Below are 24,399 nucleotides of genomic sequence, written 5' to 3'. Positions count from 1 at the left end.
CCTTGCGCATTCATGGAGTGCTATTGATCACTCCTTTACGCCCATGGGCAGTTGATTTTTATCAACGGAAGCCGCACGGGTTCATCTTTTTCAGTCGAGCCGGGGCAATGGCTTGACGATCGTCAGGCTGCAGGGTGACCGGTTCAATACACTTTCGGCCGTACTGCCGATGAATATATCGATCCCGCGATGGTAGGTCGTTCCCAGCACCACCATGTCGAAGGCACATTGTTGTGCGAAACGGGCAATCACCGCGGGGGGAGTGCCGGGCAGCAAATGGCGCTGTTGTTTCTCTATTCCGTAGCGTTCGGCAAGCACCTCAAAAGCCTCCAGCTGAGCATCGCTGACCGCATCTCTCAAACTGCCATCCAGTGTCGCGGTCGGCACGTTCACTTCAGCCTCCCCCAGCTCCGACCAGCCGCTGACATTGAGCAGGTGCACGGTGGCGCCACAAGGTTCGGCCAGGCTCGAAGCCAGGTCGAGAATCCGGTCATTGAGCCCTTGGGTCAGCTCCTCCAGATGGGACAAATCGATGCTCGCGAGTATTCTCAACGGCTTGGGGTTTGTGGCATCTATGACCAGGTGCAAGGGGGCCGGACAGTCGCGCAGCAACTGCCAGTCCAGCGGCCGATGAAAGGCGCGATCGAGTGCCGATACGCGGTGTGTGTCCTTGATCACCAGGTCTGCATGGAAGTCATTCACGTACTCCAACAGATGCGCCAGGGTCGGTCTGGCCCACACCACTTCAGTGCTCACCTGCACGCCTTCGCATCGTTGAAACCGGGCCTGCTGCTCCAGCCAGTGACGATGAACCTGCAAGTAACCTTCACGCGCCTGGGCCATTGCGTCATGGTCAAACAGGCCGGCCGCCGCCAACGCCTGGACATAATCAAAAGCGACAATGTGCAGCACCGCACCGGTTGCACAGGCCAGGGCTCGCGCTCGTTCGAACGCCGGGGTGCGGACCATTTCGGTCGGGGCAATCAATAGCAAACGTTGAATTTTCACCCTCACCCACCTCATCTGGATAGCTTCAGGATTGACTTAAGTATCGGGGGCTCTCGCCGTGAGGCTCTGATTTTTATCAACTAATGGCCGACTAGCCATCGGCTCGCCGCCTGACGCTCGAGCCCGGCTGCCTGACCGCCAGAATGCTGCCCGGCACCGAGTACAGCACCCGCTCCGTGTTACTGCCGATCAACCGGTCGATCCCCACGCGATCCGTGCTCATCACCACCACATCCGCCAGGTATTGCTCGACAAACACAATGATCCTGACGACAGCCGCCAGGTCATTCATCGTCTGTATATGTTGTAAAAGCCGATTGCCCCACGACGTACCGGCCAACGGTTCGCCGTGGGGCAAGTCAACGCTCAGGATTGCAACAGCCTGTTGGGTTTGATCGCCAGCACACTGCAAGGAGCTCGGTGCAAGAGCTGCTCGGCAGTCGTCCCCAATAGCTTGTTCAACCCCGAGTGCTGCACCGTCCCCATCACAATGACATCGGTGCGATGGTCATCGGCGAACTTGCAAATACTCGGCAATGGCGCACCTTCGATGAAGTGCCGATGCTCCGACGGCACGCCGTGACGCTCGGCCAACGCCGTAAACGCCTGGTGTTGCGCCGTGCCCATGGCTTCGTAAAGACCGGAGGCCAACGGCAGTGCGCCAACGCCCATGTCCAAGGCATACACGGCTGTCCAGTCATACACATGTACCAACTCGATCTGCGCCTCACACTGTTCAGCCAGCTTGGTGGCAGCGTCGATAATCTGGTCATTGAATACCAGGTCCTGCTCTTCACTACGCAAAACATCGACGATGGCCAGCACGTTGCGTGGCCGCGGGTTCAGGGCGTTGGTCACCAGATGCACCGGCACCGGACAGTCGCGCAACAACTGCCAATCCAGCGGTGTGAAAAAAACCCGCTTCAACGCCGACTCTTCCTGGGCATCCTTGATGATCAGTCTCAGCGGCATCTCATTGACGAAGCGCAGGATTTCCTCGTAAGGATGCTGCACCCACACCACCTCACTGGTGACCTCGACGCCGTGTTTTTTCATCAATTCGGCCTGTTCGACAAGCCATTGCCGATGGGTATTCAAATAACCGTCCCGGGCCTGGGCGATTTGCTCGGGGGCAAACAGGCCGGCGATGGCCAGGGCCTGCAAGTAGTCGAATGCCACGATGTGCAGCGGCGATTGCATCGCGCGGGCCAACGCGGCGGCCCGGTCGAACGCCGGGGTACGGGTCATGGATTGGGGGGCGATCAACAGTAAACGCTGAATCTGCGACATGGGACACCTCGGCACGCGGCCATCTCGATGTGAGTAGAACCCTAGAGTGATAGCAGCAGAATCGGGTGACTTGATCTTTGTCAGCTACAGCGCGCGGATGCACGTTAATGCAGCAACATGCCCGCCCACATCGCCAACGTCAGCAAGATCTGGCCGGGAATGACATACGCGGCGAACCGTCGCCCGCCGCTGACCCAGGCCACCAGGCATTTGCTCAGGGAGTTACTGCTGACGGCAACCAGTGTGGGCGCAACAATGGCGTCGAACGGCAACAGCCCGGCCTTGGCCAGGGCGCCAATGGACGCCGTCGAAGAATGTGCATCGGCGAAACCGGTGAGCGTCGTCGTGACCATCACGCCCACTTCACCAAAGTGGCTGAGCACCATCGATGACACAAAGGTGATGCCTGTCATGGTCAGTGCGATGACCAACGCCAGTGTGAGGTTGAACGCCCCACCGACCTTGATCGGCTGATTGGCGCCACTCTCAGGTTTGGGCAGCATCAGGCTCAAGCCATACAGCGCCGTGGCGGCGGTACCCAACAACAGCGGCCCCCACATGTGCCGCAATAGACCGGTATCGACTGCCCCCAGGATCAGGCCGACCTGAATGATGGTAGCCAGGTTGGACAGCATCGCTGCCGCGCTCAGGACTTTGATGTTGCCTGGCTCCTTGGCGACAAGGTGCCCCATCGCGGCGATGGTCGCGATGCTGGAAGCAAACCCGGAGGCGATGGCGCTGACCATATAGCCGTAACGGGCACCCAAGGTACGAACGGCAATATGCCCTATCGCCCCGACGGCCATCAGCAACACCGTCAGAGTGCAAATGGTGCGCAGATTAATGGCGGCATATGGGCCGATAAAGCGGTCCGGCGCCAAGGGCAACACCACCAGGGCGGCGACCAACAGCACCAGGCCGTCGCGCATTTCCGCTTCGGTCAATTGGCTGCGCGCAAAATGGTGCAGTTTTTGCCGATACGTCAGCAGACCCGCCACCACCACTCCAATGGCGATAGCCAGCTCGGGCGCGGTTCCACACAATGCCCCCAGTGCCAATACCGTGAACAGCGCTACTTCACTGGTGACACCAGGGTCAGTGCCCAGGCTCCGCCAGTAAGCCACGGTGACCAGCAAGGCCACAGAAATCGCCATGATACCCACCAGCAACCCCCCACCGACCTGCATCGCCACATAACCCAGCAAAGCGGTGATCGCGAACGTGCGCAATCCAGCACAGGCGCGACTCTCCCCCCGGCCCTTGTGCCGTTCACGTTCAAGGCCGATGAGCATGCCAATCCCCAGCGCAGCCGCCGCGCCTGCCAGGCCCAAGGTGTCGTTCATGCGATTGCGTCCGGGTAAACCACAAGCCCCAGACTGCGCGGTATGACGCAAGAGAGGTTGATAATGGTCAATATTTTGTAAATGGACGCGCGACTCACCACACGTCGGGCTGCCTGCTGCATCACTCGCCAGATTGATAAAGATCAATTCTTCTCCCCCGTTCGGCGGCAGGATAAAAACTAGGCTTCCTGAGCAAACGCAAGGGGTGCCAGTGAGTACAGGAATATCTACGACTATTGACGGGAGTTTGGTCATGTCTGAGCAATCACGCTTCATGCTGGTCGTCTCGCCGCTTATGGAAAACAGCTCCGCGTTCGACCGCGCCGCCGCGTTGACCAAGGCTGCAGGCGCAGCCCTGCACATCGTCGCCTTCGATTACCTGGAAGGCTTGGCAACGGCGAGCATGGTCAACGAACAAGCGCTGGAGCAGATGCGGCTCGGGTATGTCGAGCGCCATCGGCAATGGCTCGAAGAACAGGCCCGCCCCTTGCGTAAAATCGGGGTGCCCGTCACCACGGAGGTGATTTGGGTTGAAAGACCTTTGCAGGAAATCCTCATTCATCTCAAAGAACAGCCCATGGCGGTACTGATCAAGGCACTGGAATACGAGTCGCTGCTGTCACGGATAATGTTCACGCCCCTGGATATCCATTTACTGCGCGAATGCCCGGTGCCGCTGCATTTTGTCAGCCACGTGAAGCACGTGCTGCCGCGCAAGATCGTCGCTGCGGTCGATCCCTTCCATAGCAACACTCAGTACAAGGATTTCAACGACAGAATTTTGCGCGAGGCCTCAAAACTGGCAAGCACCTGCAACGCTCAGCTCGACGTGATCTACGCCCACGACCTTTCATCTATCAGCGCAGACGAGTTCGATTTCGACAGTAGCTCGGCGCTGTTTTCCCCACACAAAGCCAAGACGTTATTTGATGCTCAGGCCGATGCTTTCCGCGAACTGACCGAGCGCAATGGTATTGCGCCAGAGCAACAGCACATGATCATGGGCAATCCGACCAAGATCCTTACCCAATACGCCGACGCCTACGACATCGACGTGATTGTCATGGGCCGGGTCGGCCACCGAGGCGTGGGCCGACTGGTGGGCAGCACGGTGGAGCATCTGCTGTATAAAATGCCGTGCAGTGTATGGGTGGTTTCACCTGAAGAACTGTAGAGCGCTGTTTCGCGCAGCCGCGACCACACAACGTTACGCCAGCGCCCGGTCACTACTGGTGTACTGCCGGGCGCTGAACAGCGCCATGAAGCTCAGGGTTCCTCAAACGCATCACCAGTTTGCGCAGCTCACTGAACCAGAAAACAGTGCTGGCCATAGCAAAACAGAGCCCCCACTGGCTCAGTGTCAATGCACTCGTGCTGAACGCCTTATTGAGTGGCGACCAGTGCACCACTGCAACCTGCAAAGTCAGCGCCAGCACTATTGCCCCCCAGAGCCACCGGTTGGCGAACAACCCGATAAACGCACTGGCCGACTCTGAGCGAGCACTCAGCGCATTGAACAGCTGCGCCAGCACAAGGACCGTAAAACCGGCAGTGCGTGCCTGAACTAGTGATTCATGCCCCGGTATCAAACCATCGGGCAGCATCCAGTCGACCGTCAGCAAGCTCGCCAACGCCATCACCAGACCGACCTGGAGCACGCCACGCCACATGTTTGCATCGATGATTCGATCCGTGGGCTTGCGTGGGCTGCGCCTCATCACACCCTCATCATGCGGATCAAGCCCCATGGCGATGGCAGGTGCCGCATCAGTGATCAGATTGATCCACAGAATCTGGGTGGCCAGCAGCGGCAGGACGATCCCACCCCGTTCATCAACCAGGCCGATGACGCCCGCACCGATGACAGCCAAAAAGACCGTCGTCCGCAGGTGAACGTGGACGATATCCAGCGTCGCATCGAAGAAGCCCTCAAACGCAATGCCGAAGTCGATGCCAAGGGAATTCACATCAAGGTCGAAGGCGATGTGGTGAAGCTTGAAGGCAAAGTTCATTTGTGGCGTGAACGTCAGATCGCCGAACGTGCCGCCTGGTCAGTACCGGGTGTGAGGCAAGTTGATGATCATTTGCGCATTGCCTGAGACAAAGAACCCGGGGAACCTATAGTTTCCCCGGGGCATCAAGGGCTTGCGGTGGGTCAACCGAGCTTTACCCGTTCGCCGATTGCTCCCGGAGCTCTTCCGAACGGAATTCGTGCCGAAGTGCACAACACCTATGCTTCATATATAACCCACATGAATCCATTGACATGGCTGAAGTCCGCCTGCTTCAGGGTCAACACCTCAAGGGTGCCTGTTCCAATTGCAGTGCATTAGAGTTTTGCCTGCCTTTTGGTCTCAACAAATAGGAAATCGAGCGCCTGGACAAGCCGATTTTTCAACGGTTCAAGGTCAGGAAAGGCGCACTCCCTCTACCGCGCAGGCGATCCCTTGCGCTTGCTGTATGCGATCCGTATCGGCTCATTCAAGACCAGCGTGCTATCGCTCGATGGCCGCGAGCAGGTCACAGGTTGCCATTCGGCGGTCCTCCACTGTGGCTGCATGGCTTTTCAGCGCTTATCAAGGTAACGAAAGAGTTCTTCCTCCTGATCGAAGTGCGACCGCACGAGGGTATCCAGGCGGATCAACTGATGCTGTATCTCATCGACAGAAGCCGTTGCCGGGTCGATACTGAAATCCGTGTTCATGCGCGCCAGTAAATGGATCAGGCGAAAAATCTCGCGGTGGACGTGGCTCATCGCCGACATGGGGTCCTCGCCTGGCAGGCTTTGCGTCAACAGCGGGTACAGGGTGTTTTCATCGTCCCGTTCATGGCGGACCAGTGATTCCTGCAGGTTTTTTACCAGCGCCCGCAGGTCGGTCTGCGCTTGCTCGAGTGGGCGCTGGGCAAAGTCGCTTGCCAGTTGGTGCAGATCGCTCAGTACCGAAGCGAGCTGGTCGTGTTCGTCCTGCAGGTGATCGATATGCTCGGCGGCCAGCTTGCGTTGGCGCCGACCTGGAAACGGCCCCAATGCACGCAAGGCATTGAAAATGATCACCACATCAATGCCCTCTTGCACCACGGCGCCAACCAGCGGCGGCAGGTAGCCGAAGGCGGCCACCCCCATGGCCAGCACCGACATGCCCATGCCGGCCAATACGCCTTGACGGGCGATATGGCGGGTTTGACGGGCGATGTCCAGCGCCTCGACCAGACGATCCAGACGATCCACCAACAGCACAACGCCCGCCGCTTGTGCGGACGCCGTGGCACCGCTGGCCCCCATGGCCACCCCGACATTGGCCGCCGCCAGGGCGGGTGCATCGTTGATGCCATCACCGACCATCAGTGTGCTGGCGTGCAGGCAGGCATCTTGTACCGCACGCACTTTATCCCCTGGGCTCAACCCGGCACGCAACTCGTCGATCCCGGCCGACAGTGCAATCATCTCGGCGGTTTCCACACGATCGCCCGTGAGCATGACGATCCGCTCGATGCCTCTGTTGCGCAGTCGGCGCAGGGTCAGAGGGGTTTCCCTACGCAGTTTGTCCGAGAAAATCAGCAGGCCCGCGAGCGCCCCATCCACTTCAACGAAGCTGCCGCTGCACGCCAGGTAATCCATGTGGCGCAGCATGGTGACGGCCCAGTCGCCAACCGGTGACTCTTGTTGAACAAAGGACAAACTGCCGAAACGCACCCGCCGGCCATCGATCACCCCGCAAAGACCAGAGCCCGGACTTTCCTCGACCGCCTGCGGCACGCCGAGTGGCAATCCACGCTGACAGGCCGCCTCGACAATGGCCTGGGAGATGGGGTGCGTCGAGGCCTGCGCCAGCGAAGCAGCCAGGCCCAGCAGGCACTGCGGATCAAGCGTTCCGTTGGTCTCGATCGACTGCAGACGGGCATGGCCGCTGGTCAACGTGCCAGTCTTGTCGAGAAACACTTGCTTGACCTCGGCCAGCGCTTCCAGGGTGACGCCGTCCTTGATCAGGATCCCGCGCCGCCCTCGAGATACCTGACATGATCGAAATCGGCACTGCCAGGATCAACGGGCAAGGCGTGGCCACCACCAACACCGCCAGCGCGCGCAAAGAATCGCCACTCATGTACCAGGCGATGCCGGCAATCAGCAATGTCAGCGGAATGAAGAACAACGCGTAACGGTCGGCCAAACGCACAAAAGGCGCGCGCGAGCGCCGTGCCGCTTCAGCCAGGCGCACCACCCCGGCATAGGTGCTCTGCGCTGCGGTTCGAGTGGCTGTCAGCAGCACTGGCGCACCGACATTGGTCACCCCGCTGGGCAGTAGTTCTCCTTCCCGGCGGGTGACCGGCAATGACTCGCCGGTGAGCGCCGACTCGTCGAGGATCGCGGTGGGGCTGAGTAGACGGCCGTCGACCGGCACCACCTCCCCCAAGCGCACAAGCAACGTCTGATGCGCCTGGATCTGCTCGACCGGAATCTGCCGTAAATTGCCGTTCTCCTGCAGCCAGGCAACGCGTGGCGCCCGGTCGACCAGCGCACGTAGTTCGCGTTCGGCGCGTTGTTTGGTGAAGAATTCCAGGATACGCCCCGACGCGAGCATCAGGGCAATCACCGCCGCCACCAGCGTCTGCTGAAAAAACAACGCAGCGGCTATCGACAGTAGAGCGATCAGGTCCACACCTGCCTCGCGCCGGGCCAGGCGCCTGACAATATCGACGAGCAGCACCAAGGCCATCACCAGACTGCCCACGGCCCAGCAAATCGATGCCCAGTCAGACTTGTGAGCAACCTGCGCAATGCCCCCAGCCAGCAGGGTCAGGGTGGTGAGCAGCAGTAGAACCGGGTCCAGCCACTTACTGAGCATCGATGTGGATTCCTCAAAAAAACGCGGCGCATCCCTCGCGATATAAACGCCCGCGACTCATCGCCGTCTGGGTAGAGCTTAGGTCTCGAATGCCCGGCATGTTCGCTGCACGTTATCAATTGAAGCTTCGCCTGACGTTAGCGCAATGTTCGCTGCTGGATAAAATCGCTGCCTGCTTTCTTTCTGATCTAAATCAAACAGGCATTGGCCGTTCACGTAGACATTGAGAGTCAGCGTTAACGCCGCCGTATCTGCAGCCGGCACCCGCTCTTTCGTTTCCGGCTGGATGTTGCGGTCCTGAACACTGGCCTTGTAAGGGCGAGTGTCGGGTTCTTGTTTTGTCGTGGTGGGCCGCAAACCCCATGTTCGCGGTTCACCTTATTCGCCAAGAGGAGAAATGAAATGGCCAACTCCGTGAAAAAAATGCCGACGCAAACCGAAAAAAAAACCGCTGCGCAGCCAATGTCGACCGAGCTATGGCGACCCTTTGAAAACCTTCGCCAACAAATCGATCACGCGTTCGAAGACTTCGGCCGCGGCACAGGGCTGTCGCCATTCGGTCGGGGACTGTTCGATGTCGAATCGCTCTGGCGCAAGGAACTGACAGGCTATGGCATGCCTGCCGTGGACATCACCGAGAAAGACAAGAGCTTCGAAATCACTGCCGAACTGCCCGGCATGGATCAGAAGAACATCGAGCTCAAACTGTCCAACGGTTGCCTGATCATTAAAGGAGAAAAGAAAGAGGACAAGGAAGAAAAGAGAAAGGGTTATCACCTCAGCGAGCGTCACTATGGCTCCTTCGAACGGGTGTTCAACCTGCCCAAAGGGGTCGACGCCGAGAAGATCGAAGCGAGCTTCAGAAAAGGTGTATTGAGCATCTCGCTGCCGAAAAAACCCGAAGCCATGAAAGCGGACAAAGTCGTGCCGATCAAAGCAGACTGACCGCAGGCCCGGCCCCTTGCCGGGAAACCGGCAGGGGGCTGTTTTCTGAGAGGAACCCGATCAAAAAAGTGCAAGTCAGCGCGGCCCCTGACAGTCGACATGGCACTACGCAGCATTGCACGTCGGCCAACCCGCCTATGGAGCTGCGCCGGGCCCTGTCCAAATCTGTGCTGGAGCGGGCCATCGGTGTGATTTATCGACCCGCCAGCGAGCGCAGCAGCCACTACTTCGAGTCAGTGCTGACCGAACAATTCGACGCCATGGTCTGGATTGAACAGACGCAACCGGTAACAGCATTGCCCCTGCCGAAAAGCCAGGCGCTGGAACCGGAAGACGAGACCTTTCCATTCGGCATATGACAGTCATCAGACGGTGGTTGTCTGCTTTGGATGACTACCGTCGCAAATACTTCTCGAACCAGTCGCCGGGCCAGTCTGGCGACTGCTTTGCACATTGAGATTGAGCACCACCTGATCCAGCTCACCGACAAACTGCAAGGTCGGCGCCTTCACGCGGGACAGTGCCTCACCCGCAAGATCGGTCCGCCCGCTCGGCCGCTGCCAATAGCGCCGCCGCAGCACCGGTGCTTGCGGCGAACAATCCGATCGGTAGCGGTTGCAGTTCGGCGTCTCGGCCAATCCAGTCGATCACCTTCACCCGTTGGTTGGACCGCAGCGCAATATTGAAACGCAATTCCCAGGTCTGGTTGTCCAGGTACTGCTCCGGCTCCGTGAGCAGATCGAACAGCAATGTCCCCAGCCCCGCTCAGCCAGAGACCGTGCAACTTGTTGATTACGCGGGCTTGAACGACCACTACCGCTGCCATGAACGAACACCACCAAGCCGCTAGCGTTCATTGGCAGACGCAGGTCAGCGGACAGTTCCATGCTTCCCTCCAGCTTTCGATAGTGAAGTTCAAACACTGGAGTTCTCCTGACCGGAAACACTGGTACCGGATGCTCTGCGCCAGCCCGTTGCAAAAAATCGGGCTCAATGATGACCCGAACCTAGACCGCCAGAACGCTGCAGGGCACCTGATACAGAATATGCTCGGTCGTGCTGCCGACAAGCTTATGCAGCCCATGGGACTGGACCCTGCCCATCACGATCACATCCACTTGATGCTCGTTGGCAAACTCACTCAGCGCCGAGACCGGTTGCCCTTTTATGAAATGTCGACGGTCAGAAGGCACACCGTAGCGCTCAGCCAATTCAAGAAAAGATTTTTCCAGGTCCCTGCGCAATTCCCGGGTAAGCTCTGACAGCGTCAAACCGCCGCCCAGATCAGCCAGCCAGGCTACCGAAATGTCACATGCATACAGCAGATGCAACTCGGCGTCACACTGCAGGGCTAGGCCGAAAGCCTGTTGGATGATCCGGTCATTCAGCTCGCTGTCTGAATCAGTACCCGAAACATCAACCGCCGCCACTACCTTGCGCGGCAAGGCATGGCCACTGCCCCCCACCAGATAGACCGGCACCGGACAGTGACGCAACAAGTGCCAATCCATAGGGGTGATGAACGCGCGTTTGAGCACCGGTTCATACTGTACTTCCTTGATCAGCAGATCGGGCTGCATTTCCGTGACGTGCTGAAGGATTTCCTGTTGCACATCGTTGGCCCACGCCACTTCGGTTGTCACGTTGATACCCTTGCGACAGATATTTTTTGCCCGGTCCTTCAGCCAATCGCGATGGTCCTGCAGGTAACTCTCCCGAGCCTTATGCCGGTCGCCTTGTTCGAGCAGTGAGAGAACATCCAGCGATGGTAATAGCGCCGCAATGTGTAAACTCGCCCCGCTGACCTTGGCCAGCTCAGTAGCATGGTGTATCGCAGGAGAATGGCGCAGGACCGGGTTGATGATCAGCAATAATCGTTGATACTGGCTCATGATCCGACTCCAGAAAGGTTGGGCTTCGACGCCTGCCGATGCCCTTGCCGATGGTCGGTCGTCGCGTCATCGCAGGGTTGAACACCAGCGTTGACCCAGATTCCTCCCTTGGAATCTCCTTGGCTTTGATCTATATCAGATCCTTGTAAAGGACTTTCAAGACGTCCAGCGCCACTGCAGAACCTCGGGCATATCCTGCCCATGCTCGATGATGTAGAGCTTGTGTTTCTCCATCGTTTCCCAATACCGCGCCGTGGCTGTTGCAACCTGGCCTTGCAGGCGGGAAACCCGTTGAATGACGTCCAGTGCCAACTGATAACGATCAAGGTTATTGATCACTACCATGTCGAACGGTGTCGTGGTTGCGCCCTCCTCCTTGAATCCACGGACATGAAAGTTAGCGTGGTTATTTCGTTTATAGACCAGTTTGTGAATGAGCGCCGGATATCCGTGGAACGCGAAAATCACTGGTTTGTCGACGGTGAACAGTTCATCGAACGCACGGTCCTGCAGCCCATGAGGATGCTGAAATGAAGGCTGCAACACCATCAAGTCCACGACGTTGACGACCCGAATCCGGATATCCGGCACGTACTCGCGCAGCAATGTCACGGCGGCGAGTGTTTCCAGCGTCGGAACGTCCCCCGCGCACGCCATCACCACGTCCGGGTCCTCATCGTTATGGCTGGCCCAGTCCCAACGGCCAATCCCGGCCATACAGTGACGAATGGCCGAATCGATATCCAGCCACTGCCATTCGGGCTGTTTGCCGGCGACAATGACATTGATGTAGCCGCGACTTCTCAAGCAATGGTCAGTCACTGACAGCAGGCAATTGGCATCGGGGGGCAGATAGATCCGAACCACGTCGGATTTCTTGTTTGCAACATGGTCGATGAACCCTGGATCCTGATGGGAAAAACCATTGTGGTCCTGTCGCCAGACATGGGACGTGAGCAAATAGTTGAGTGAGGCAATCGGTTTGCGCCATGGGACTTCAGCGGCGATTTTCAGCCATTTGGCATGCTGATTGAACATCGAATCAACGATGTGAATGAAAGCTTCATAGCAGGAAAACAGCCCGTGACGACCGGTCAACAAATAACCTTCCAGCCAGCCCTCACACACCTGTTCACTGAGAATTTCCATCACCCGACCGTCGGCGGCCAGATTGACATCCTCACTTTCCCGGGCGCCCATCCATTCTTTTGCGCTGACCTCATAGATGGCATCGAGACGGTTGGAGGCGGTTTCGTCCGGGCCGAACACGCGAAAATTGCGCTGTTGCAGGTTGTTCTTCATGACATCCCTGAGCAAGCCGCCTAATACCCGGGTTGCCTCCGCACGCAGGCAACCTGGTGCAGGGAGGTCCACTGCGTAATCGGCAAACCTGGGGAGGTCCAGCGGCTGCAACAGCAGGCCACCATTGCCATGGGGGTTAGCGCCCATACGCCGATGCCCGGTTGGCGCCAGCGCAGCAATGGCGGGCAGCAAAGCACCATTGGCGTCGAACAGCTCATGAGGCCGGTAGCTGTTGAGCCATTGTTCCAACTGCAGCAGGTGAAGCGGTTGCTGGAAGTCGCTGAGGGGTACCTGATGCGCACGCCAGGTACCTTCAACCTGTTTGCCATCAACGAATTTCGGGCCCGTCCAGCCCTTTGGCGTACGCAGTATCAGCATCGGCCAAAGCGGACGCTCCAACTCATGGGTCTGTGAACGGTTTCGCGCGACGCGCTGAATCTCGCAAATCTGCAGCAGTATCGTATCCAGGGTTTTGGCCAGCAGTTGATGGACCTGCTCGGGATCGTCTCCCTCGACAAAATACGGGTCGTACCCATAACCATACATCAGCGCCGACAGCTCATCTTCGCTGATTCTGGACAGCACCGTCGGATTGGCGATCTTGTAACCGTTAAGATGGAGAATGGGCAGCACGGCCCCATCACGTTCCGGATTGAGAAATTTGTTGGAGTGCCAGCTGGCGGCCAATGTGCCTGTTTCGGCCTCGCCGTCGCCGATCACACAGGCAACGATCAGATCCGGGTTATCGAACGCCGCCCCATAGGCGTGGGCCAATGAATAGCCCAGTTCGCCACCTTCGTGTATCGACCCGGGAATCTGCGCCGATACGTGGCTGGAGAGCCCGTAAGGCCAGGAAAACTGCCGAAAGAGCCGGGTCAGCCCATTCACGTTCTGCTCCACGGAAGGATCGAATTGCGTGTAAGTCCCTTCCAGGTAGCTCTGGGCAACAATCGCCGGACCACCATGGCCAGGACCGGTGATGAAGAGCATGTTCAGGTCATAGGTTTTGATCAGCTGATTGAGGTGAACGTACATCAGGTTCAGTCCCGGTGTCGTACCCCAATGGCCCAGCAGCCGCGGCTTTATGTGCTCCAGTTTGAGGGGCGTGCGCAGCAATGGGTTTTCCTTGAGGTAAATCTGGCCCACGGCAAGGTAATTGGAAGCCCGCCAGTAGGCATCGATACCTTTCAACTGCTCAGCACTCAGAAAATCACTCATGAAATCCTCCAGAATAGATCCGGAACCTTGGCTACCGGGCAACGGTCCCCCGATCAGAGGTGTTCAAAGTCATTGATCGCGTGGACTGTTTTGCCGCACGCGTCCCTGAACAGTTTCAGGGAATTGGCAACAGCCGACCTGACCCACTGCTTAGCTTCATGGCATGACTCATATACGACGAATCGCTTATACAGGGCGATCGGGATATTTCGCCTTGTTATCGGGTAAACCATCATGCTCCTGACTGGTGTGCTGATGGTCACAGCTATGTTCACCACTTTCACCGTGTTCATGTCCGCCATGCCCACGATGCATGAAAAAATGCATCAGTGGACAGGCCAGTAATAGCAGGAATGGCAGATACGGAATGACGTGGGCCCTGTGCTCGGTGAATAGGAAATAACCGACGATGACAAGGAAGCCTAAAAAGTACCAGTTGGTGCCCCTTGCGCGGTGCTGGGGCAAGTTATGTTGATTCATGACGGTACTCCTTGGAGGAAACGGGTGGGACGGTCATAACGCAGCCACTTCCAATTTTGCTGGAACGCTCGTAGGTGTGAGCATAGCGAGCCAGACCATTGGTTTACCTGTCCAACGCGTCGGCAATTTAGGGGGGCGAGTCGGATTAAGTGTTAAGGCAGTTTCTCCCTTTTCAGTTGCCGATGAACCTCGGCCATGTCCTTATCAAATTGGCGGACGCCGCGAAAAAGTTGCACCCCGACCAAGACCGGGCACAGCAGGAAAATCGCTGCGAGGACAAACGACTTGCCAGTCAGCCCCAACAGGTAAACCACCGCTGCGATACCCACAACACTCACCAGGAGGCAGATAATTAAAACTTCGCGATTCATGATTTGGCCTCCCGACTTAAGCCAATACGGGCACGTTTCAGCAGCGCGGAGTTGGCGATTACCGACAAGGAGCTGAGTGCCATAGCGGCGGCAGCGATGATGGGATTAAGCAGGCCAAAGGCCGCAATTGGAATGCCGATGCTGTTGTAGATGAATGCCCAGAACAGGTTTTGTTTAATCTTGACCATGGTTGCGCGCGACAGCTTGATCGCGGTGACCACGTCGCGTACATCGTTCTTGAGCAGGATGATGCCGCCAGTTTCCTTGGCTACATCGGAACCCGAGCCGATGGCGATGCCGATGTCCGCGGTAGCCAGGGCAGGTGCATCGTTGACACCATCGCCAACCATGGCCACGACCTGCCCTTCGCTTTGTAATTGACGGATCACTGCGGCCTTGTCGTCCGGCAGGACTTCGGCGATAACTCGCTCAATGCCGACCTGGCGCGCGACTGCCTGCGCAGTACGATGGTTGTCGCCGCTCAGTAGCACGACCTTGATGCCGCTTGCCTGCAATGCCGCAACGGCTTCAGCCGCTTCAGGTTTAATGGTATCGGCGACAGCAATCACCCCGAGCAAGCTGTCGCCGACCCCGACCAGCATCGCGGTCTTGCCATCGGCTTCCAGGCTGATGAGGTGCTCCTCGGCAACCTCGGTCGAAATGCCTTGGCGGGCGAATAAACGCCGGTTGCCCAGCCAGATTTTGCGATTGTCGATACTGCCTTCGATGCCGTGACCGGCAATCCCATTGATGCCGATCGCTTTCGGCAAGCTGATGCCGCGATGCCGGGCGGCGCGCACTATCGCTGCGCCGAGCGGATGTTCTGAACCAGACTCCACGGCGGCGGCGAGCATCAAGACCTCGTTTTCCAACGCAGTACCAAGCGGGATCACATCGGTTACGTTGGGTTCTCCTCGGGTAATAGTGCCGGTTTTGTCGAACACCACCGTACTCAGTTTTTCTGCCCGCTCCAATACTTCGCCACCGCGGATAAGGATGCCGTTATCGGCCCCCTTGCCAACACCGACCATTAATGCGGCGGGTGTCGCCACGCCCAGTGCGCAGGGGCAGGAAATGATCAGAACCGCGATAAAGGCCAATAGTCCCTGCGCAAAGCTCCCCGCAAGAGACCAGCCCATCAGGGCCAGCAGCGCGACCGTTACCACTGCCGGCACAAAGTAGCCGGTAACCTGATCGGCCAACCGCTGGATCTGTGCTGTGCTGGTCTGCGCCTCCTCGACCATCTTGATAATCTGCGCCAGTGCGGTATCGGCACCGATCCTGCTCGCCTTGAAGGTGAGCACGCCACTGCCATTGAGCGTGCCTCCGATTACCGGACTGCCTGGGTGCTTGTCGACGGGCATCGATTCGCCGGTCAGCATGGACTCGTCTACCGTTGACTGACCTTCACTTACATCGCCATCGGTGGGGATTTTTTCTCCAGGTTTGACTATCAGGAACTCGCCGACCATGACGCGTTCAGCAGGCAGGTCGACTTCTTGCCCATCACGAATCACATGCGCGATCGCTGGTTTGAGATCAAGCAAGCGCCGTACTGCCGCTGAAGACTTCTTCTTGATGATCTCCTCCATGTACCTACCCAGCAGTACGAAGGCGATGATCACCGCCGACACCTCGAAGTAGACGTCGCGCTCGGCCACCTTGACCGGCAGGACGTCCGGGAAAAACAACACCGCGACACTATAGAAATAGGCGACCGACGTGCCGAGGGCGATCAGAAAATCCATGTTGATGTTACGGGTGCGAATGGCGTTCCAGGCCCCCTTATAGAAACTCCAACCTCCGATGAACTGCACCGGCGTCACCAACAGGAAAAGCCATATACCCCACGTGAACCAAGGGAGCGCCGGGATCGGCACCCAAGTCAGCAGTGTGGCCCCGGCGGCGAGTGCAATGAAGGCGCCCGCCCGCAGCAGCGCTAGGGCCAGTACACCGGTCAGGGCGATAGTTACGCGGGTTTTCATCGCCTTCAGTTCTCTTTCCGGCGACTCGAAGGTGCGCAAGCAGGTATCGCTGCAAAAGTAATAGCTGCGCCCGCCACGTTCTCGTGATAACGCTGTGGTCTTGTCTACCATCATCCCGCAGATCGGATCTTTCGCCATTTTCCCTGATGCAAGCGCCTGCTGATGTTGACTGTGCTGCATGTGTGATTCGTTCATCGTTGCCTCCTGCTCAAAGGGGCTATCAGGGCCTGCCATGGAGCTTGGCGGACAGCCACGCAAACAAGGTGCCGACCAGCGCGCCCCATACACTCAAGACCAGCAGTGGCCCGACGAAAGTCGCCACACTGTAGTCTTGCGGAGCTTGAAGGCGACCGAAGTCGAGTCCATGGAACAAGGCGCTGAGAAAGGCGATACCCTGCGCCGGCCATAGCGCATAGAGCAGCGCACAGATGGTGTAGGAAATGGCCATGGTCAGAGCCAGAGAAATGCCGGTTTTCCAAGGAGCGTTCATGGCTGTTTTCCTGAGCTTGGAGGGGCACCAGTAGGGGTGTTGGGACTGTGGGGGGCTGACCAGGGCAGGAATGCCGGAGTCTTTTGACAGTAAGTGCGATAGGTATCGCCGAAGTGCGTAAGCATCTCCCGTTCCTCTCGCTTCGCCAGCTTGGCGTAGACCACCAGGAGGATTGGAAACATCACTAGGGTGATCAATGTCGGCCACTGCAACAAAAAGCCAAACATGATCAACACGAAGCCGGCGTACTGTGGGTGACGGATCCGCGCATAAGGCCCATCGAGCGCTAGTTGCCCAGTACTTTGGGCCTTGTAGAGTACACGCCAGGCGGCCGCTAATAACCAGAAGCCGCCAGCGATCAGCAGATTGCTGATTATGTGGAATGGCCCCCAGTGCGGATTGACCTTCCAGCCCATCACTGTTTCGAGCAAATGCCCTGCGTCGTGCGAGAGGAAGTCGATACCAGGGAAGTTGCGAGTGAGCCAGGGCATCAACAAGTAGATAGTCAGTGGGAAACCGTACATTTCGGTAAACAGCGCGACCAGGAACGCCGAGAACATGCCAAAGGAGCGCCAATCGCGGCTCGTCTTGGGCCGGGTGAAGCTGAAGGCGAACAAGATAAACACCAATGAGTTGATGATAACCAGCGACCAGAGACCGTAGGCCGATTCAGTATGGTTCATGGTGGGCGCTCCTCAACAACGCACATCAGACGAGTGCTGGCTGCATTCACTCAGCCAGCACCAGAGCCATGTAATTTGCAGCAGCTCTACCGCACATTTACTTTTTCATTGGCATTTCCATCATGGACGACTGCTGCTCCATCATCTGCATCATCATGTCCATCATCCCTTTGCCTTCTCCGCCCTTAGCTCCAGACATGCCCATACAACCCATTGCGGTCTGCTCCTTGCTCATCATGGCCATGCTGTCCCTCATTGCTTTCATGCCTTCTTGCATGGCGGCCTGGCGCTCGGCGGGAGTTTTAGCCGCTGCCGCTTTGTCATGTGCAGCCTGCATTTTCTCCATTTGCTCGGTCATGGCTTTAGTTACGGCCGTCGACGTTGGGGCTGTGCTCTCAGTTGCGTCGCCTGGTGCGTCGGCTGGGTGATGCGCATCCTCGGCAGAGGCCATGAGTGCACCGCTAGTCAAGACGGCAGCTAGAAGGAATTTCGAATGTTTATGCATGATGAACTCCAGAGATTGTGAGGGGATAAGCAGGAATAACTGAGGCGCGAAAAAGCGGCGCAGCAGGACGGAGCAACCAGTGCTCTGCCACTCTGAGGTAGGGATTAATCGTTGAAACGGACGAAAGTCAGGCGAGCTGGGCCTTCTGGCGGTGCGGGACGCTTCAGTGCAAGAGCGGCAAAAGAGGATTTTTCCTCGAGATTAAGCACAATTAATACTGCCGCAGTTAACAGCAAAAGGGCGGCCCACTGGATGGGGTCCAATGCTGGAGTCTGCAATGCAGGTTTTATCGCCGTGGCAGTGTCCTCACAGTTTTGAAGGCAACCACTGGTATGGCGAGCATGCCCATCCACTACGTACTGCTCGGCATGGTGTGGCGCGGCTATATTGTGATTTGGTTGCACCAAACAACCCTGGATTGCCATCACGGCCACAGCTAACACCCATACCACGAGGGTGAGGTGCAATAGGCTTCGGCGGTGACGGCGGAACCAGTACATGAAGTACAACCTCGACTTATTACGTCGTATTAATTTTCAGTGTAGCTAGCTAAGCAATGGAGAGGTTGATCAAAATCAAACCAATGGATGGAAGAGACTGCCACCGGCTACGCCAGCAAAGTAGGTGCTCGCTGGCTTTTTTTTATCGCGGAGTGCGTTCTACGTTAACTCAGGACGTACTCCTAAGCCTTGCCTTTCAGCCTATCGCTTGCGGCTGATGGCAGGGCTGATGGTTTTGCCCTAGGGATCAAGCACTGTCTGCGTGCAAGCGTCGCGATACTGGAGGTCTGGGTGATATGCCAAACGATAGATGCCCAGACAATGCAGTTTCGCGTATGGCCGGCAAGTCATGAGGCGCATCAATCCGCGCCTTGAGCAGCCTGACGAATGACTCGGCTTCACCAAGGCTATTGAAACCCGCCACCCAAGCGTCCATATGCACCGACCAACGATTCCTTGAATGCTGCTTATGTATTTCAATGATCATCACAAGTCCTCTGTTCGCCCCCATTCGGGGATGGGAATACAGCCTCCCTGCTAACAGATTGCACATGTCTTACTGTGTATGGCGATTTCTTCTGCCCGCCAAATAAAAGCGGCGCATTACGTTTCATGAATCAATACAGACTGCGCCTGGATAACAGTCGAAAGGTTGATCATGGTCAAGAATCCGGGCTTTGGGCGCCCATTGACGTGACCACACGTCGGACACCATCAGCAGTCTCCCCCTACATTGATACAGATCAAACAGATGAGCCCTATTGGCAGCACGATTGGACAATAGCCCCATTCCCCGTTTCTGATTTGCGCAACTCGACATCTTAGTAGCGAAGTACCGTTTTCCAGTAATTTCCTGCTCCGCCGGAAGGAATGCTGTCATGACCCTGAAAGAATCAACAAAAACACGACATGCTGCCGGTCCTGAATCGACCAGTCGCACCGATCAGCTCTTCTTCGAAGCCGATCGACTCAGTGCTCAAGCCTATGCGCTCTTGAGTGAGCAACCAATTTCGACTCAAACCCTCCAAAGATTTTCTGAAGCAAAAAAACAGGCTGATGAAAAATATCCGCAAGCCAGGCAGGAATGGTTGCGTGTCAAGGAAAAGATCAGCCAACAATAGGCGAAGGATGTTGGCTCAATGTCCCTTGCCGTTATTCCATGATCGGCACCCACTATCCTGCGCAAGAGCATTCTATGATCATTGACTGGATCAATTTCACCCCTTGGAAGTCATTGGCGGGAGGCGCTCTGATTGGCTTGGCTGCCGGGCTCTTTGTTGTACTCAATGGGAGAGTGGCTGGGATCAGCGGTTTACTGGGTAGCTTACTCAGTCGAGATCATGAAGGTCGTTCGGAAAAGGCTGCTTTTCTACTCGGGTTGTTTATTGCCCCACTGATCTGGCTACTGTTCACTCCCCTCCCCGTCATCGAGTTTCAGAATGGCGGGCTCAGCCTGCTGTCGGCAGGGCTGCTGGTAGGGCTCGGTACTCGTTACGGATCAGGTTGTACCAGTGGACATGGTGTATGCGGTCTGTCCAGATTGTCATTCCGCTCCATGGTGGCGACGCTGAGCTTCATGACGGCGGGATTCGTAACCGTTTTCGTCGTTCGTCATCTATTGGAGGGCTGACCATGCGTGCGCTGATTGCGTTGCTCGCAGGATTGATGTTCGGACTGGGCTTATTGCTCGCGGGTATGGCAAATCCCACCAAAGTATTGGGGTTTCTCGATTTGACCGGAACTTGGGACCCATCACTGGCACTGGTGATGGTCGGCGCCATTGCCATAGCTGCCTTGCCATTCGGTTGGGCAAAACGGAAAAAGTACTCTTTGCTGGGTGAAGCAATGCAACTGCCTCAGAAACGGGTACTCGACCGACGCTTGATCGCAGGAAGCCTGACATTCGGCATCGGATGGGGTATCGCCGGCATCTGCCCGGGCCCCGCAATCGTTGGGCTGGGGGCCGGATTCTGGCAGGCTGGCGTGTTTTTGGGAGCCATGCTGATGGGGATGATCCTCTTCGAAGTGCTTGAGCGCTTTACCGGGAAGCCAAGCCTGGGTGATGCAATCTTATAAGGATCTGCCACCTACTTTTGAAACAGTCGACGTTATGAATGACTGATCTCCAGCGTCGCACGCAGTCCCCCCCGGAAAGTCGATTCTCCAACCTGATTCGACCGCCCAGACGGGCGGCGATGGTTTGCACGATGGTGAGGCCCAGCCCTGCCCCCTGGTCATTTCCATGGCTGTAGAAACGTTCGAAGAGCCGATGATGGAGCTCATCAGCGTTCTTCCACCAGATAACCGACGCCACGAATGGTGCGGATCAAATCAGTGGAAAATTTCTTGCGCAGATGATGAATGTGCACCTCCAGCGTGTTGCTTTCCGCTTCTTCGTTCCACCCGTAAAGCAGTTGCATCAACCGCTCGCGAGTCATTACCCGCCCCGGTGGAGACAACAGTTCGTAGAGTAACTGGTATTCCTTGGGGGGCAGGGGCACGGCTTCGTTGTGATAGGTCACCTGCTGAGTGCTGGGGTCCAGACTGATACCGGCATGCTCGATCAGTACCCGTGCCCGCCCGGCACTACGGCGTAAAAGCGCCCGGAGCCGGGCTTTCAGTTCAGCCAGGTCGAAGGGTTTGACCAGGTAATCATCGGCACCGCCATCCAGGCCGGCGATACGGTCTTCGGTGGCATCGCGTGCGGTGAGAATCAGCACCGGCAGGTTAGAGCCGCTCTTGCGCAAGCGATGCAACACGTCAAGACCGTCCATGCGTGGCAGGCCGAGGTCGAGCAGGGCTAGGTCAAAGGTTTCGCTGAGCAGCGAATGTAAGGCACTGCTGCCGTCTTTCAACCAGTCGACGGTGTAGCCCTCTCGGCTCAAGGCCTGATGAATCCCTTCGCCCAAGGCTAGGTCATCTTCGATCAACAATAAGCGCACAAAGACTCCTGTCAGTTCAGTTTTTTGTCGGCATTGACCAGCAGTGCCTGAATCTCTTGGCGGCGACCTCTATCGGCCACTGCTCGTCCTGCTCTGGCGGGTGCTTTCAAGGCTTTGAGCAAGGCCCCCCTGGCTTCGCTGTAACGGCCTTGACGATCCCCAGAAGTACAGACTGTCGATGCCATCGGGATTGAGTGCCAAGCTTGTTTCAGGAGTTGCTCGGCTTTGTTCGCGTCACCAAACCCGATAGGCCAGCCGATGACGCTCTTGCTGGGTGGCTTCTTGCAATCTGTCAAAAAAACTCATGACGGGAATTCCCCGCAATGGTCGGATGAGGTGAGCCATTGCCGGTAGCGTTCGACAATGGCTTCGCGGCGCGGTCGGCCGTTGGCGGTGAGCAAGCCGTTGGCGGGCGTAAAAGGTTGCTCTAGACGGGGCCAGCGATGAACCTGGGCATAAGTCGGGTTGGCCCGAGCGACAGCGGCAGCGAGCTCGGCGTCGCTGCAGTCAGGTTTGTGCGGCCACAACAGGGCACGGTTACTCGGCAGCGCTTCGCCGACGAACTGGTGCTTCTTGCGGCCATTGAGATAGAGGAAACCCTCGTCGTCGAACAGCCCCAGATCACCGCTGTGCCACCAGTCACCGGTCTCGGGGGCTCTCCCGGATAACCGAGCATGGGCGAGCCACTGATCAGTACCTCGCCATCCTCGGCCAGCCGAATCTGAACGTGGGACAAGGGGTTGCCGACACTGCCGGGGCGATGGACGCCAGGATGATTGAGGCACACCACTGAGGCGCATTCGGACAAACCATAACCCTCGTAAACCGGCAGGCCGAGACGCTGTGCCCGTTGCAGCAGCTCCAGCGCGACCCGGGCGCCACCCACCGCGGGGCGTTGAAGGCTTTTTGCTCGGCGGCGTTGACCAGCAGCAACAGCAATTGGGGCACCATGATCAGGCTTTCGGGCTTGCGCAGGGTCAGGCAGGCGAACAGTTTCGAGGCGTCCACCCCACCAGAGCCTTGAATCCCCAGTGTTCGCGGGCTCGGCAGACTCAGGACGGCGCCGGCATACAGCGCAGCATAACAACCGAGATTTTCCAGCAGGATCGCCATTGGCATTAGCGCCAGATGAAGGCGTGGGTCATTGAGTCGGCTGGCTTGACCCAGCTCGCGAGCGACCGTCAGCAGGCTGTCGAAGTGGCTATCGGCAACAGCGTCTGCGACATTCTGTTTTTTAAGTATTTATTTTTTTGTCCTTTTTACCCATCAGTCACAATTTCTCAAATCTTACCTGTCTTTCTGACGGCTAATAGATGCGGCCTTGATCGAAAAAATCCAGATTAATTCTTCGGACCACGAACTCAACTTTCTCCAGCTCAGCAACGAGCGCCTCACTGTACCTCAAGGGCTTCGAGGACAGCTGCCACGCTGTTGACAGCTACATGGTTGTGCGAAGCGGCAACCAGTCAACCTTCAACTCTTTCAGAATCGATGTCGAACGCTTGCTGCTCCGGGCACTGATTGTGGCTCGCAAACCGCTCCTGGATCTGCGCCGCTCCGATATTTCAAGAAGTTTCGTAACTAGCGGTCTTTATGTCTCTACAGTTTGTGAAAGATGTAGCTTGACGATTCCGAAGTATCGACTTGCACACCGCTGCTTCTGACTTTTTCACGCAATTCATGATCTTCGATGCGCACGCTCCACGAGGTATGGGCCGCTCTTTTAATACCTGAATCATAATGATCGAGCGCAGCCATCAGCTTCTGTCTATCCGGTAGATACACGGCCAAAGCGTTTTCTTTCCACGCCGCAACCGTCATATCCATGGATTCGCAGATAGCCACTTTCGCATGCGCATCCAGTCTGTCCGCGTCCCTGGACTGCGCGATCTTAATGCGCACCGCAGGGTCGACTACCCGATCAGAAACGATTATCTCGCCCGCCTCCCACACTTCTGGGGGGCACACCTTATTCGCAGGATCCAAGGTAATGAACGGTGAAATTTCCGCCGGATAAATACTGCACACCAGCGGCCTCTCTTCATAGATCCCACACCGATCCTGATCGTCCAAATTCGGGCATTGAGTAAGCGCATTCGCGGCGAAAATCGCGATAACGTTGATCTTGGTATTACCACTATCAATCTGCGCCGCACGTTTAGCGCTGTGCGAGAACTTCTCAGGCTCACTGGGCCAAAGGGATTCGTCGAATGCTTCAAGTATCACCGCGACGTCATGGCCCCGCTTTAGCCACTCTCTCGACTCATTGAAGGTCAGAGGAATCAGGCGCCCCTTGCAACACACTCCACAGCCATTGCAAGCAAATCGTATTGCAGTATTTTCCATGCGCGTACTCGTCCTGTTTGTCCATGGGCATTAGCGGTTGGTACCGCTACATTCGGGTGAATGTGACTTAGCCGAAAATTATGTGAGGATAGACACAAGGACTGATTGCCCAATCCATTGGGGTGATTGTCTGTTCCAATTTAAATGCTGTTGATCCAAGTCGCTGTCTTCCCGGCGATAAAGATGAAAGCGATTCGATTCGTCGTTTTAGGCAATCTTTTACCCAAACCATGCAAACCTTCGCATCCTCTGAAC

Annotated in this window: 21 protein-coding genes and 9 pseudogenes; 8 read left to right on the top strand and 22 right to left on the bottom strand. The window is 57.0% G+C overall.

Annotation, left to right across the window (positions count from 1 at the left end; genetic code table 11):
• Positions 1-90: 90 nt before the first annotated feature.
• The 4 genes and pseudogenes from LOY56_RS12885 to LOY56_RS12870 all read right to left on the bottom strand — a co-directional run bounded on the left by LOY56_RS12885 (position 91) and on the right by LOY56_RS12870 (position 3,641).
• Positions 91-1,008 (bottom strand): universal stress protein, encoded by a 918-nt coding sequence (locus tag LOY56_RS12885; RefSeq protein ID WP_258622405.1) that lies wholly within the window; start codon positions 1,006-1,008, stop codon positions 91-93.
• 91 nt (positions 1,009-1,099) lie between these two features.
• Positions 1,100-1,264: pseudogene (locus LOY56_RS12880) on the bottom strand (universal stress protein); the annotation flags it as partial.
• 110 nt (positions 1,265-1,374) lie between these two features.
• Positions 1,375-2,298: a universal stress protein gene (locus LOY56_RS12875; protein ID WP_258622404.1), complete on the bottom strand. Its 924-nt coding sequence runs from the start codon at positions 2,296-2,298 to the stop codon at positions 1,375-1,377.
• A 104-nt stretch (positions 2,299-2,402) separates the two neighbouring features.
• Complete coding sequence (locus LOY56_RS12870) at positions 2,403-3,641, bottom strand: MgtC/SapB family protein (protein ID WP_258622402.1); 1,239 nt, start codon at positions 3,639-3,641, stop codon at positions 2,403-2,405.
• 253 nt (positions 3,642-3,894) lie between these two features.
• Between LOY56_RS12870 and LOY56_RS12865 the strand changes: the two genes are divergently transcribed.
• Positions 3,895-4,815, top strand: a complete 921-nt coding sequence (locus LOY56_RS12865) for a universal stress protein (protein WP_258622400.1) — start codon at positions 3,895-3,897, stop codon at positions 4,813-4,815.
• A gap of 52 nt (positions 4,816-4,867) precedes the next feature.
• Here LOY56_RS12865 and LOY56_RS12860 read toward each other — a convergent pair whose 3' ends face one another.
• A complete protein-coding gene (locus LOY56_RS12860) occupies positions 4,868-5,608 on the bottom strand; it encodes a cation-translocating P-type ATPase C-terminal domain-containing protein (RefSeq protein ID WP_258622633.1) in 741 nt (246 codons plus the stop codon).
• On the opposite strand from LOY56_RS12860, the pseudogene LOY56_RS12855 reads away from it, so the two are divergent.
• Positions 5,519-5,740: pseudogene (locus LOY56_RS12855) on the top strand (BON domain-containing protein); the annotation flags it as partial. The gene LOY56_RS12860 and the pseudogene LOY56_RS12855 sit on opposite strands and share 90 nt — an antisense overlap.
• A 167-nt stretch (positions 5,741-5,907) precedes the next feature.
• Positions 5,908-6,169 (top strand): annotated as a pseudogene (locus tag LOY56_RS12850) (Crp/Fnr family transcriptional regulator); the annotation flags it as partial.
• 38 nt (positions 6,170-6,207) lie between these two features.
• Here LOY56_RS12850 and LOY56_RS12845 read toward each other — a convergent pair.
• Both LOY56_RS12845 and LOY56_RS12840 read right to left on the bottom strand, forming a co-directional pair.
• Positions 6,208-8,485, bottom strand: a pseudogene (locus tag LOY56_RS12845) (heavy metal translocating P-type ATPase).
• A gap of 78 nt (positions 8,486-8,563) precedes the next feature.
• Positions 8,564-8,842 carry a hypothetical protein gene (locus tag LOY56_RS12840; protein ID WP_258622393.1) on the bottom strand — a complete coding sequence of 93 codons (279 nt, stop codon included), beginning with the start codon at positions 8,840-8,842 and terminating at the stop codon, positions 8,564-8,566.
• Positions 8,843-8,887: 45 nt separating this feature from the next.
• Here LOY56_RS12840 and LOY56_RS12835 point away from each other — a divergent pair, with 45 nt between their 5' ends.
• Both LOY56_RS12835 and LOY56_RS12830 read left to right on the top strand, forming a co-directional pair.
• Complete coding sequence (locus LOY56_RS12835) at positions 8,888-9,430, top strand: Hsp20/alpha crystallin family protein (RefSeq protein ID WP_258622391.1); 543 nt, start codon at positions 8,888-8,890, stop codon at positions 9,428-9,430.
• Positions 9,431-9,570: 140 nt separating this feature from the next.
• Positions 9,571-9,789: pseudogene (locus LOY56_RS12830) on the top strand (erythromycin esterase family protein); the annotation flags it as partial.
• A 78-nt stretch (positions 9,790-9,867) separates the two neighbouring features.
• On the opposite strand, the pseudogene LOY56_RS12825 reads toward LOY56_RS12830, so the two are convergent.
• The 10 genes and pseudogenes from LOY56_RS12825 to LOY56_RS12780 all read right to left on the bottom strand — a co-directional run.
• Positions 9,868-10,353, bottom strand: a pseudogene (locus tag LOY56_RS12825) (alpha/beta hydrolase); the annotation flags it as partial.
• Positions 10,354-10,437: 84 nt separating this feature from the next.
• Positions 10,438-11,322: a universal stress protein gene (locus LOY56_RS12820; RefSeq protein WP_258622388.1), complete on the bottom strand. Its 885-nt coding sequence runs from the start codon at positions 11,320-11,322 to the stop codon at positions 10,438-10,440.
• A 156-nt stretch (positions 11,323-11,478) separates the two neighbouring features.
• Complete coding sequence (locus LOY56_RS12815) at positions 11,479-13,842, bottom strand: phosphoketolase (protein ID WP_258622384.1); 2,364 nt, start codon at positions 13,840-13,842, stop codon at positions 11,479-11,481.
• Positions 13,843-14,028: 186 nt separating this feature from the next.
• On the bottom strand, positions 14,029-14,322 hold the full coding sequence (locus LOY56_RS12810; protein WP_258622382.1) for a DUF2933 domain-containing protein: 294 nt from the start codon (positions 14,320-14,322) through the stop codon (positions 14,029-14,031).
• A gap of 152 nt (positions 14,323-14,474) precedes the next feature.
• Positions 14,475-14,693 (bottom strand): hypothetical protein, encoded by a 219-nt coding sequence (locus LOY56_RS12805; protein WP_258622373.1) that lies wholly within the window; start codon positions 14,691-14,693, stop codon positions 14,475-14,477.
• Positions 14,690-16,873 (bottom strand): heavy metal translocating P-type ATPase, encoded by a 2,184-nt coding sequence (locus tag LOY56_RS12800; RefSeq protein ID WP_258622371.1) that lies wholly within the window; start codon positions 16,871-16,873, stop codon positions 14,690-14,692. The genes LOY56_RS12805 and LOY56_RS12800 overlap by 4 nt, the downstream gene beginning before the upstream one ends.
• A 25-nt stretch (positions 16,874-16,898) precedes the next feature.
• The gene (locus LOY56_RS12795; RefSeq protein WP_258622369.1) at positions 16,899-17,168 is read right to left on the bottom strand and encodes a DUF5676 family membrane protein; all 270 of its coding nucleotides are present in this window, start codon (positions 17,166-17,168) and stop codon (positions 16,899-16,901) included.
• The gene (locus LOY56_RS12790) at positions 17,165-17,851 is read right to left on the bottom strand and encodes an isoprenylcysteine carboxylmethyltransferase family protein (RefSeq protein WP_258622368.1); all 687 of its coding nucleotides are present in this window, start codon (positions 17,849-17,851) and stop codon (positions 17,165-17,167) included. Before LOY56_RS12790 ends, LOY56_RS12795 begins: the two co-directional genes overlap by 4 nt.
• Positions 17,852-17,948: 97 nt before the next feature.
• Positions 17,949-18,356: a hypothetical protein gene (locus LOY56_RS12785; protein ID WP_258622366.1), complete on the bottom strand. Its 408-nt coding sequence runs from the start codon at positions 18,354-18,356 to the stop codon at positions 17,949-17,951.
• A gap of 104 nt (positions 18,357-18,460) precedes the next feature.
• Positions 18,461-18,856, bottom strand: a complete 396-nt coding sequence (locus tag LOY56_RS12780) for a hypothetical protein (protein ID WP_258622365.1) — start codon at positions 18,854-18,856, stop codon at positions 18,461-18,463.
• A gap of 878 nt (positions 18,857-19,734) precedes the next feature.
• On the opposite strand from LOY56_RS12780, the gene LOY56_RS12775 reads away from it, so the two are divergent.
• The 3 genes from LOY56_RS12775 (at position 19,735) to LOY56_RS12765 (ending at position 20,932) form a co-directional block, all read left to right on the top strand.
• A complete protein-coding gene (locus LOY56_RS12775) occupies positions 19,735-19,977 on the top strand; it encodes a hypothetical protein (protein ID WP_258622363.1) in 243 nt (80 codons plus the stop codon).
• 74 nt (positions 19,978-20,051) lie between these two features.
• Positions 20,052-20,486 carry a YeeE/YedE family protein gene (locus tag LOY56_RS12770; RefSeq protein ID WP_258622362.1) on the top strand — a complete coding sequence of 145 codons (435 nt, stop codon included), beginning with the start codon at positions 20,052-20,054 and terminating at the stop codon, positions 20,484-20,486.
• Positions 20,487-20,488: 2 nt separating this feature from the next.
• A complete protein-coding gene (locus LOY56_RS12765) occupies positions 20,489-20,932 on the top strand; it encodes a DUF6691 family protein (protein ID WP_258622360.1) in 444 nt (147 codons plus the stop codon).
• Between the two features lie 32 nt (positions 20,933-20,964).
• Here the strand turns inward: LOY56_RS12765 and LOY56_RS12760 are convergent.
• The 5 genes and pseudogenes from LOY56_RS12760 to LOY56_RS12740 form a co-directional block, all read right to left on the bottom strand.
• Positions 20,965-21,125: pseudogene (locus tag LOY56_RS12760) on the bottom strand (ATP-binding protein); the annotation flags it as partial.
• Between the two features lie 13 nt (positions 21,126-21,138).
• Positions 21,139-21,798: a response regulator gene (locus LOY56_RS12755; RefSeq protein ID WP_258622358.1), complete on the bottom strand. Its 660-nt coding sequence runs from the start codon at positions 21,796-21,798 to the stop codon at positions 21,139-21,141.
• Between the two features lie 11 nt (positions 21,799-21,809).
• A pseudogene (locus LOY56_RS12750) lies at positions 21,810-22,061 on the bottom strand (hypothetical protein); the annotation flags it as partial.
• A 39-nt stretch (positions 22,062-22,100) separates the two neighbouring features.
• A pseudogene (locus LOY56_RS12745) lies at positions 22,101-22,992 on the bottom strand (AMP-binding protein); the annotation flags it as partial.
• Positions 22,993-23,397: 405 nt separating this feature from the next.
• Positions 23,398-24,144 carry a YkgJ family cysteine cluster protein gene (locus LOY56_RS12740; RefSeq protein WP_258622356.1) on the bottom strand — a complete coding sequence of 249 codons (747 nt, stop codon included), beginning with the start codon at positions 24,142-24,144 and terminating at the stop codon, positions 23,398-23,400.
• Positions 24,145-24,399 lie beyond the last annotated feature (255 nt).

Source organism: Pseudomonas sp. B21-048, assembly GCF_024748615.1.
Lineage (GTDB): Bacteria > Pseudomonadota > Gammaproteobacteria > Pseudomonadales > Pseudomonadaceae > Aquipseudomonas.
The sequence above is the reverse complement of the archived record's forward strand: the minus strand, read 5'-3'. Positions and strand labels throughout refer to the sequence as shown.